This window comes from Dietzia sp. B19 (assembly GCF_014145155.1).
Classification (GTDB): Bacteria; Actinomycetota; Actinomycetes; order Mycobacteriales; family Mycobacteriaceae; genus Dietzia; species Dietzia natronolimnaea.
In genome coordinates this window covers 22,152-31,976 of sequence record NZ_JAALED010000082.1, presented here as the reverse complement: position 1 = coordinate 31,976, position 9,825 = coordinate 22,152, and the positions used below count along the sequence as shown (strand labels likewise).

Here is a 9,825-nt window from a genome sequence, read left to right as displayed (position 1 = left end):
GCCGCCACGAGGATCAGGTCGCGGCGCCGCGCCTTGGCCCGGGCGCGCGGGGTCAGCGCGGGGGACCCCGAGCCCGCATCGGCGGAGAATGAACCGGTCATCCGTCCATTGTGGCACCGGCGGGATTCGCCTCCGCAGCCGAGACAGGGCGCAGCCGTTCCGTCCGTGGACCTGCTTTCAGCCCTCGGGCTCCCTAGCGACGATCGAGCGAACCCGACCCCACGCCGTGAGCGCCTGACGTCGTGATCAAGCGGCTTGCGGTACCGCTCGGTACGCCGGTCAGCACTCCCGTGAGCGCGTCCTCACGGAGCCTCGCGTGCACCTGTTCGGGAGACGCCTGGCGGTCCCGGGACAGATGGAGCGCAGCGACCCCACTGGTCACCGAGGCGGCGACGTGCGCGCCCGAGTGCGTACGGACGGTGCCGTCCGATCCGACGGCGGGTACGTCCACACCCGGGGCGTAGACGTCGAGCCCCGCTCCGAAGTTGCTGGTGTCCATGACCCGGTCGGCGCAATCGCTCACGCCCACGGTGACGGCCTCCTCCACCCTCGCCGGCGAGGCCGTCGCCACGTCCTCGGACACCGCCCCTCCCTCGATCACGTAGGTGATCCCCGAGGCGATCGACCGCCGAACGGCCTCATCGACCCTGTCGTCGGGCGGGATACCGAGGACGACGTTGACCACCGACGGGCCCGACGCGTGTTCGGTGATCCACTCGATACCGGCGATCAGGCCCTCGATCGATCCGCCGCCCTGCGCATTGATGACCTTGACGGACACCATCTCCACCTTCTTGGCCACGCCGTAGGTGGTGCCGCCGATGATCCCGGCCATCGACGTCCCGTTGCCCAGCTCATCACGCCCGTCACCGCCGAACGCGTCGAATCCGGGGCGTGCCCGGGGGGCGATGTCGGGATTGTCATAGTCGATCCCGGAGTCCACGAGGTAGACGACCACCCCCTCCCCCGCCTGCCGGGGATAGAAGTACCGATCGTCCAAGGGGAGCGACTGTTGATCGATGCGATCGAGCGCGCACGAGGGCACCGCGCTCTGGAGACGCGCACCACCGACTATCGCCGAGCTCCCGACCTGGCCGTGCACGGGCGGCACCGCCACGACTGCGCCGATCACCAACGACGCCGCCACCACCGATCCGCCGAGCAACTTCTTCGTGTCCGCCATCATCCATTCCTCTTCTCTGGAGTCGGTCGGCCGATCCGACCGGTCTACGTCTTCGAACTGGGACAACCGACCGGCGTCGTCGGACGCCGCGCCGAGCCGCTTCACACCCGCCGCGACACCATCCGGAACGCCAGAAGGAAGCCCGCGGCGGCCCACACCGCCAGGACGACGAACGCGAGAGTCGGCACTCCCTGAGGGGGGACTACGAGAGTGTTCCGCACCGCCTCCCCCATGTACTTGAACGGAAGGAACTCGTGGATCGTCTCGAACCAGCCCGGCAGCCGGGACGCCGGGAACGTGATCGGCGAGAACATGAGCGCGATGAACACGACGAGCTGCGAGACCAGGCGGGATCCTTCCGGTGGAAGCCCGTATCCGATCGCGTAGCCGATACCGATGGATGCCAGTCCGGTGAGGAGGACTGCGAGGACGATGAGCGGGCTGATGGCGTAGTCCAGGTCGAACCGGAGCTCGGCCACGAACAGCGACGCGAGCACCCCCGGGATGGCGGTGACGAGCCCGACCGAGGCGCTCGAGGCGACGAGGGCACTGCGCGGCACCGGAAGCGATCGATTGAACTCGAAGATCCCTTCCTGCTTCGCCGAGGCGACCTCCTGCGGCCCGATCACCATTCCGACCGTGACGAGACCCAGGACCGGGGCCCCACTGGCGAAGAACAGCGCGGTCACCGGGTCCACGGACGGAACCAGGAAACCGAAACCCACGATGATCCCCACCGCGAGGAGGGTCTGGATGATGACGTTGAGCAGGAGCGTCGCTCGACTGCGCAGACCTGTCCACACGAGCAGCGCCGTGTAACTACGGAACCAATGGCTCATCTCTGTACCGCCTTCTCATCATCGGTCGCGACCGGGGGGTTGACAAGTTCCATGTAGACGTCCTCGAGGCTGATCGGCGACAACGAGAACTCCTCGATCTCCGAGGCCGCCCGTAGCTCCTGCGCCCAGGCGAGCGCGTGCGTGGCGGCCTCGATCTCGAGCTGGTACATGTGCCACCGCGAGCTGCGCGCAGTAGGTTGCGTCGCACCCATCTCCGTGGGAGGGCTGGGCAGTCGGTCCAGCAGGGGTCCGTTCAGCTCGAGTCGCAGGTGACCCGACGCGCGCTCGCGGAGTTGGTCGGGCGTGCCCTGGGCGACCACCTTTCCGGAATCCAGGACCACGACCCGGTCGACGCTTCTCTCCGCCTCGACGACGTTGTGGGTGACCAGGAGAACGGCGGCCCCCGCGTCGGCGAGACCACGGATGTGCTCCCACAGCCGGCGGCGCCGGACCGGGTCCACATCGTTCGTCGGTTCGTCGAGCATGACGACGTCGACCGGCGCGACCACGGCCATGGCATAGGCCGTGAGGCGGCGCACGCCCCCCGACAGTCGCTCGCCGACCGTGTCCGCCCATTCACCGAGGTCGAGGGCATCGATCAGGGCGTCGGCCCGCCCCTTGCGGTCGGCCTTGGAGAGCCCTCGGATCCTGCCCATGGCGTTGATCGCCTGCCGGGGTGAGACGCCCGCCAACGGCGCATGTGCCTGCGGCATCACCGCGACCATCCGGCGGACGGTCGCCGGATCCGCGACGGGATCGCATCCGTTCACCCGGATGGTGCCGGACGTCGGCTTCGCCAGTCCCGCCACCTGATTGACGAGGGTCGTCTTGCCTGCTCCGTTGTGCCCCAGGAGACACACCACCTCGCCGGCTCCGACGGTGAGCGACACGTCGTCGTTCGCCCTCGGTCCCTTCCCATACGACTTGACCAGATTTTCGATCTCGAGCACTTGTTCTCTCTTTCCTCACACGCCGACCACGACCGATTGCGGACCCGTGGGCGGGCAGACGAATGTCAGGGCGGTAAAGCTGTCGTCGTGTTCTTCACGTCGATGTCGCGGCTCACTCCATTCGGGTCACACGGCGGGCACCTCCACCACGGAGTCCTCGTCGGGAACGGAGTTCCTCCGGAGCACCGCCCCTCCGCCATCACGCGGATGCTCGACGAACGAGCGGAACAGCATCGGCACCCCACGAGCGGATGCGCCGTCGGGCCGGTCCATCGCCTGAAGGTGGACGTGCGGTTGCGTGCTGTTCCCGGATGATCCGCACTCTCCGACCGGGTCTCCGGCATCGACCACGTCGCCGACCCGTACCCGTACCGACCCGGCTCTCAGGTGGGCGACGACGACGAAAGGGCCGTCCGGGCCGACGGCTATCACCACGTGGTTGCCCGCTACGCCGACCTGACCGGCGGAGACGCGTCTCAACTGGGTCAGTGCGAAGGGGATCAGCGCGAGCTGGCTGCGGCCCGCCTCCCGGTCGCGCTCGCCGTCGTGGGCGGCCACGACCGTTCCGGCTACCGGTGCATGGATGCGCTGGCCGTAGGCGTAGAAGGACTCGACGGCTTCCGGTCGCAGGACCGCCCGAGCCGGATACCCGGGGGCCGTGCGACCGCCGTCGTCCACCATCACGAAGTCGATCGCGTACCGAGCACCGAATTCATCCGTCCCGTGGCTCGGCACCCGACGTGCCGGACTGTTCCGGACCACCCACCGACCGCGGAACGGCAGGATCACCTCGACTCCGTCCTCCCCGCGCTCGGAGAGCTGGTCAGGGCCCCGGTCCCGCGACCTCACCGCTCCTGCGACTCCGCTCGACACCCCCGCCAGGGCCGCCACGGCCGCGACGATCCCCCGCAGCGCCCGCCGCCGATCGACAGGGCGTCCGTCACCCGCCGCCACCGCCTCCCGGCGCGGCGCTCCTCCCGTGCGGGCGATCACCAGGCCCACCAGCTCCCCGATGAGCAGGACGGGCAGCACGACAGCGAGGACACCGATCCAGACCCCTCCGACCTCGGCGGCGACGTCGAGCAGCGGCGTGAAGGACTCGTAGGGACCCGACACCACCAGGGCGAGCGTCGCCACGCCCAGGGCGCACAGGACGAGCGCCGACGCGAACCGCAGCGTCCGGCCCCGTACGGTGTCCACGACGAGGCGCCGCCACAGGTACCAGGGGACGAGCGCCACCACCGCGATCGCGACAACCGCCGTGACCACCTGGGTCACGGCGATACCCTTCGCGACTGCCGTGTCGACATCGCCTCGCCCCTATGCGACGGGTCGGGATCCGGCGACCACCACGAGTCTGCCCCGCCCACGGAGCGTCGCGAGATCGATGTCGGCTACGCACCGGACGTCCTCGAAGTCGAGCGTCAACGTGCCCTCCACGTGCACCACCCCCGAGGACGACCCGAAGTCGGCGCCGGAGAGGTCGGTCGACGTCGAATCCACGGAAACACCGAGCTCGGTGCCTCCGACCGTGTCGGGAAACCTGATGAAGACGTACTCGAGTTCGGTGAGGCGACGGCGGAATTCCCCTGGCGTCGGGTTCGGACCACCGACCTCGACCGGATGGTCGGTGTCCGACAGCCTGACGACGAGATCGCTCATGACATGCTCCTTCTGGTTGCTCGATCCGCGCGCGAATCGAGTCGCTGTATGTGTGAATCGGGACCGGACGCCGTCAGGAGTCCATCTGCCTCCGGAGGCTGAGAGGCCGCATATCGGTCCAGACCTCGCGGACGTACGCGAGGCACTCCTCTTTCGACCCACTGGTCCCCGTGTCCCGCCAGCCGTCGGGAACCGACAGGAACCCGGGCCACAGGGAGTACTGCTCCTCGTCGTTGACGAGTACCTTCATTCCGTCGTCTCGCATTGTCATCTCTCCTCTTCGATCTGTGTGGTGTGTCCGGCCGAGCGCGCCGAAGGCGCACCCGGGTTCCGATCAGCGGTGACGAACAACTCGTCCATGAACAGCCATGGGCGTTCCGCCCGCGCACGCATCTCGTACGTCTCGATGTCCCCGACGTGAGACAACGTCCAGGCGACCTTGTCCTGGCCGTTCGCCAACACCGACTTGTTGAACGGGTTCACCTCGAAGGGCACCTCGGTCCCTGACGAGGTGACCACCCGCTGTGCGGGCAGATCGACTCGGAGAACGGTCGGGGCCGCGTCGAACGCGGAGAGCACCGTGCGCATGCCGTCGCCGGTGACCGGAACAGGGAGGATCCCGCTGTTGAAGCAGTTGTTGTAGAAGATGTCCGCGAAGCTCGGGGCGATGATGCATCTGAACCCGTACTCGCGGAGCGCCCACGGGGCGTGTTCACGTGAGGAACCGCAGCCGAAGTTCTCACCCGCCACCAGAATCGAGGGGTCCCCCGTGCCGTCCGCGTTCAAGGGGAAAAGCGGGTTGGGGGTCCGGTCGTCACCGTCGTACCGCCAGTTGGCGAAGAGAGCCTCGGCGAAACCCGTCCTGCGCACGGTCTTGAGGAACCGCGCCGGGATGATGTCGTCTGTGTTCACGTCGGAGAGCGGCAGATGGACAGCCTTGCCCTCGTGGACGTCGAAGCCGCTCACAGTGACGCCCCCGTGTAGTCGCGGGCGTCGGCGAACCGTCCTTCGATCGCGGTCGCCGCCGCGGTCGCCGGGCTCACGAGGTGAGTCCTGCCGCCACGGCCCTGCCTGCCCTCGAAGTTCCTGTTACTCGTCGAGGCGCACCGCTCCCCCTCGGCGAGAACGTCGCCGTTCATGGCGATACACATGCTGCAACCCGGTTCGCGCCAGTCGAATCCGGCGCGCTTGAACACGTCGACGAGTCCGTCCTCGGCCGCCGAGCGGCTGACCGCGTGCGAACCGGGGACGACCATCGCCCGCACGTGGGGAGCGACCCTCCGCCCGTCCAGAACGAGCGCCGCCTCGCGTAGGTCCTCGATCCGGGAGTTCGTGCAGGACCCGATGAACACCCTGTCGACCTCGACGTCCCGGAGTCGCCGACCGGGGTCCAGACCCATGTACGCCAGGGCGTTCTCGGTGGCCTCCCGGGTGGCCGGATCGTCCTCCGGGTGCGGAACACGGCCGTCGATGTCCACGACCATCCCCGGCGTCGTCCCCCAGGTGACCTGAGGTGACAGTCCCGTCACGTCGATGACGTGTTCGACGTCGTACCGTGCTCCGGGGTCCGCGCCCAGACTCCGCCAGTAGTCGGCGGCCGATTCGAAGATGTCCCCGGTCGGGGCGAACCTGCGACCACGGACGTAGTCGATGGTCTTCTCGTCCGGCGGGACCATTCCCGCCCTGGCACCCGCTTCGATCGCCATGTTGCAGAGCGTCATTCGCGCCTCGATCGACAGGTCGCCGACTACCGGGCCCGTGAACTCCAGCACGTGCCGGGTCCCGCCGTCCGTCCCGATCGCCCGGATCAGGGCGAGCGCCACGTCCTTTGCCGACGTGCCCGGGGCGAGCTCCCCCTCGAGCCGGATGTTCATCGTCCCGGGCTTGTGTTGCAGAAGGCACTGCGTGGCCAGGACGTGCTCGACCTCGCTGGTGCCGATTCCCACGGCGAAGATCCCCAGCGCCCCGTGGGTGGAGGTGTGCGAATCCCCGCACACGACCGTCATCCCGGGCAGGGAGTAACCCAGTTCAGGTCCCACGACGTGGACGATCCCTTGATCCCGATGGTTCATCGAGAGCAACGGGACCCCGAACTCGTCGGCGTTACGTTCCATCGTCTCGATGCACTCGATGCTCTGGTCGTCGATGACGTCCAGGAGGGTCCGTCCCCGCGTCGTCGGCACGTTGTGGTCGATCACGGCCACCACCGATCCCGGTCGGCGGACGGGCACACCTCTCTCCCGGAGTCCGTCGAAGGCCTGTGGCGATGTCGCCTCATGGGTGAGGTGGCGGTCGATGTACAGCACCGGGATCTCTCCCGGTTCGTCGCGGACGAGATGCTCGTCCCACACCTTGTCGAAGAACGACCTCGGCATGTGTCCCCCTTTCATTGGTGGCGTGTGAAGTCAGACCGTCGCTTCGACGACATCGGCGAAACATGCCTCGAGCTCGTCGGGCAGCAGCTCTCGTTCGAGCTCGTTCGCCAGTTCGAGCACCTGCTCCGCCCGTTCATCGGAGAGCGACTCCGGGTCCCGGCCACTGGCCATGTACGCCAGTCGGACGGCGCTCAGCCCGCTCCACGGACTGACGGCGACCGACATGGTTCCTCCCACGGCCTCCGGGTCCACAGCCGAATAGACGGTCCTGGCCATGCGTCTAAGGCTTCGTTCCAGGCCGCCGTCTCCGCTGCGCAGAGCCTCGTCGGCGAGCCGATGCGCCTTGAGGATCGCGTCGGTGTGGATGCCGGCGCTGGTGTGGCTGTACCGCTTTCCCAACACCCCGTGCTCCGGTTCCGGCACCCCGACCATCGCCCGATAGCTGTTGATCACGTCGAAGAGTCTCGGCATCGACCAGGGGACGTCTTCGCCGGCGTCCTCGAGGATCGCCGCGAAATTGATCACCACCTCCTCCAGCGCGGTGTTGCCGGAACGCTCTCCGATGCCGCGGGAGACCACGTGGATCCGATCCGCCCCGGCGGATGTCGCCGCGAGCGCGTTCCCCAGTGCGTTGCCGGTGTCCCGGTGGCCGTGCCAGTCCACCCGGACGCCGGACACCCCGAGACGATCCAATTCGTCTCTCACCAGGCGCACCAGCCTGTACGTGCCGGCTGGTCGGATGACACCGATCGTGTCGGCCAGGGCGATACCGCTGGCGCCGCTGGCCACCTGCACGGCGATGAGATCCCTGACGTCCTCCGGAGACGTCTGGCTCGTGTGCTCGGTCCCCGCGATCACCGGAACTCCGTGGTCGACCGTCCGCCGGATGTACGTGCCCAGCCGGTCGAGGATGAACCCCATCTCCCATCCCTGCACGAGTCGACGAGACGGTGCGGTCCCGATGAAGACGATCGCCTCGAGCGCCGGGTTCAATTCCTTGCACTCGACGGTCCATGTCAACGAGGCGTCGGAACACATCGACAACACCGTGGGGACCACTCGCGGGGTCTCCTCCCGCATCCGGCGCAGAAGTGCCTTCATCCGTCCGCTCAGCGACCCCGTGTCGCCCGGGAAGATCCCCACGGTCGCGGAGGTGATCCCGAAGTCGTCGAGAAGACGCACGTAGGTCATCATCTCGTCGACGCTCGGATAGCTGGAGGTGCCCTGGAGTCCGTCTCTGAGACACTCCGAGACGAGGTCCGTCCGGGCCACCTGCCGCGGGGCGGGCTCGCCCGGGATCGCCTCCGGCACCGGTGACAACGTGCTCGGGTCGATGTTCCAGTTGAAGTTCTTCGGGAGGTCGCAGGCTCGGAGGCCGTGTCCCGATCTCATCTCACTCATGGTCTACTCCTCGGTCGTGGTCGGCGGTTCATGAGTCACTCGTCGGCCGGGACCGGCACGATCCCGATCGAGAAGCGGATGTAGTCGTCGGTGAATCCGAAGGTCGAACCGGGAATCCCGGCGATTCCCGTTTTCTCGAACACGGTGAGACCGTCTTCCCCGGCACGGAGCCGCGCCCAGACGTAGATCGTCGAATCGTGGTCGTAGACCTCGTCGAACAGCTGGAACTCCTCGTCGAGTCGTCGAAGCTGCCTCCCCAACCGTCGGCGTCGAAGTCGGTACAGCGACCTGACCTTCTCGGGGAGAGCCGGATCCTCCCGGAACAGGGCGCGGTACGCCATGTACCTGAGTTGCCAGTCCCCCGGAAGGGTCGCGACACTGTTGGTCCAGCTCGGCCCGAGTGAGACCGCCACTCGCACACTCCCGAACACCACCCACCCGAAGCGTTCACCCGTGAGGCAATGGGTCTTGGAGAAGCTCCCGATGTAGACGATCTGCTCCCGGACCTCCCGGTCGGCGCTCAATGCCCACATCCGGCGCTCGTCCTCGTCGGGCCGTCCTGTTCCGACGTAGGCGACGTCGGCGAGCACCCACAGCTTCCGCCCCTGCCGGGTGGCCTCACGGACCACGCCGAGAAGGTCCTCGATCTCCTCCGCCGTGTACGCGGTCGCCGTCGGATTACTCACCACGCACAGGTAGACCACGGTGATCCCCGGGTTACGTAGAAGATGCTCGGACAGCAGCGCCCCGGTGAGTTTGAAGCCGTTCTCACTACCGGTAATGGCCTCGTGCACGCCGTATCCGTACGACCGCGACTGGAGTACCGGCACCGCGAACCCGGGAACAGGGAACAGGAGGTCGCCCGGCGCCTCGCCGCGCTCCGCCGCCCTGTCCGCCAGGCCTCTCAGCACCTTGTCGAGGCAGTCGGTCGCGCCGAGCCCCAGCGCCACCTGGCCGACGCTCGCGGTCGTACCCCAGGCGCGATTGACGTCCTCGGCGAGGCCCGCCCGGAGGATTGGATTGCCGAGGCCGCCGACGTCGTAGACACGTGGGTCGTAGCCGCACGCGAGGAGTTCGGCCTCCGCGTCCGCCATCCTCTCCCGCAACCACCACCAACGGTGTCCCGTGGCGAGCCGGCCACCGATACGCTCTCCGGGCAGCGCCACGCCCATGTCGTCCGCCAGCTCGCGGTAGTCGTGATCACCGTCGGATTCGACGACGCGTCGTAGATCGACGTCCCCGATCGTTCGGTCCACGATCTCGGCGTCGACCACGTCGGGATCGAAGCCCCTCGATGTGCAGTCGTCCACGAGGCTGCGGATCAGCCGGGTCATCACTCTGATGGGAGGTTCCGACGCCACCCCTGTGCTCCGGCGATGTCCCTCGGTCAGCTCGCGGCGGAGTGCCCGTAGCTC

At 67.8% G+C, this 9,825-nt stretch carries 10 protein-coding genes; all 10 read right to left on the bottom strand.

Going from position 1 to position 9,825, the window contains the following annotated elements:
• Positions 1-193: 193 nt before the first annotated feature.
• The 10 genes from G6020_RS03350 to G6020_RS03305 all read right to left on the bottom strand — a co-directional run bounded on the left by G6020_RS03350 (position 194) and on the right by G6020_RS03305 (position 9,744).
• Positions 194-1,183, bottom strand: coding sequence for a S8 family peptidase (locus G6020_RS03350; RefSeq protein WP_182609648.1), 990 nt, complete (start codon positions 1,181-1,183; stop codon positions 194-196).
• Positions 1,184-1,284: 101 nt separating this feature from the next.
• On the bottom strand, positions 1,285-2,022 hold the full coding sequence (locus tag G6020_RS03345; protein ID WP_182609647.1) for an ABC transporter permease: 738 nt from the start codon (positions 2,020-2,022) through the stop codon (positions 1,285-1,287).
• Positions 2,019-2,972: an ABC transporter ATP-binding protein gene (locus G6020_RS03340; RefSeq protein ID WP_182609646.1), complete on the bottom strand. Its 954-nt coding sequence runs from the start codon at positions 2,970-2,972 to the stop codon at positions 2,019-2,021. The genes G6020_RS03345 and G6020_RS03340 overlap by 4 nt, the downstream gene beginning before the upstream one ends.
• Before the next feature lie 126 nt (positions 2,973-3,098).
• The gene (locus G6020_RS17490; protein WP_347238298.1) at positions 3,099-4,250 is read right to left on the bottom strand and encodes a peptidoglycan DD-metalloendopeptidase family protein; all 1,152 of its coding nucleotides are present in this window, start codon (positions 4,248-4,250) and stop codon (positions 3,099-3,101) included.
• Positions 4,251-4,292: 42 nt separating this feature from the next.
• Positions 4,293-4,634 (bottom strand): MbtH domain protein, encoded by a 342-nt coding sequence (locus G6020_RS03330; protein WP_182609645.1) that lies wholly within the window; start codon positions 4,632-4,634, stop codon positions 4,293-4,295.
• Positions 4,635-4,707: 73 nt separating this feature from the next.
• Positions 4,708-4,905 carry an MbtH family NRPS accessory protein gene (locus tag G6020_RS03325; RefSeq protein WP_182609644.1) on the bottom strand — a complete coding sequence of 66 codons (198 nt, stop codon included), beginning with the start codon at positions 4,903-4,905 and terminating at the stop codon, positions 4,708-4,710.
• The gene (gene leuD, locus G6020_RS03320; RefSeq protein WP_182609643.1) at positions 4,902-5,600 is read right to left on the bottom strand and encodes a 3-isopropylmalate dehydratase small subunit; all 699 of its coding nucleotides are present in this window, start codon (positions 5,598-5,600) and stop codon (positions 4,902-4,904) included. Before leuD ends, G6020_RS03325 begins: the two co-directional genes overlap by 4 nt.
• Entirely contained in the window at positions 5,597-7,009 is a 1,413-nt protein-coding gene (gene leuC, locus G6020_RS03315) for a 3-isopropylmalate dehydratase large subunit (RefSeq protein WP_182609642.1), read from the bottom strand. Before leuC ends, leuD begins: the two co-directional genes overlap by 4 nt.
• A gap of 30 nt (positions 7,010-7,039) precedes the next feature.
• Positions 7,040-8,410: a hypothetical protein gene (locus G6020_RS03310; RefSeq protein WP_182609641.1), complete on the bottom strand. Its 1,371-nt coding sequence runs from the start codon at positions 8,408-8,410 to the stop codon at positions 7,040-7,042.
• Positions 8,411-8,445: 35 nt separating this feature from the next.
• A complete protein-coding gene (locus tag G6020_RS03305) occupies positions 8,446-9,744 on the bottom strand; it encodes a pyridoxal phosphate-dependent aminotransferase (RefSeq protein WP_182609640.1) in 1,299 nt (432 codons plus the stop codon).
• Between the last annotated feature and the right edge of the window lie 81 nt (positions 9,745-9,825).

Coding starts and splice junctions, on each gene's coding strand:
- G6020_RS03310 (WP_182609641.1), bottom strand. CDS start 8,410: ATGAGTGAGATGAGATCGGGACACGGCCTCCGAGCCTGCGACCTCCCG.
- G6020_RS03350 (WP_182609648.1), bottom strand. CDS start 1,183: ATGGCGGACACGAAGAAGTTGCTCGGCGGATCGGTGGTGGCGGCGTCG.
- leuC (WP_182609642.1), bottom strand. CDS start 7,009: ATGCCGAGGTCGTTCTTCGACAAGGTGTGGGACGAGCATCTCGTCCGC.
- G6020_RS03330 (WP_182609645.1), bottom strand. CDS start 4,634: ATGAGCGATCTCGTCGTCAGGCTGTCGGACACCGACCATCCGGTCGAG.
- G6020_RS03325 (WP_182609644.1), bottom strand. CDS start 4,905: ATGACAATGCGAGACGACGGAATGAAGGTACTCGTCAACGACGAGGAG.
- G6020_RS03345 (WP_182609647.1), bottom strand. CDS start 2,022: ATGAGCCATTGGTTCCGTAGTTACACGGCGCTGCTCGTGTGGACAGGT.
- G6020_RS03305 (WP_182609640.1), bottom strand. CDS start 9,744: ATGACCCGGCTGATCCGCAGCCTCGTGGACGACTGCACATCGAGGGGC.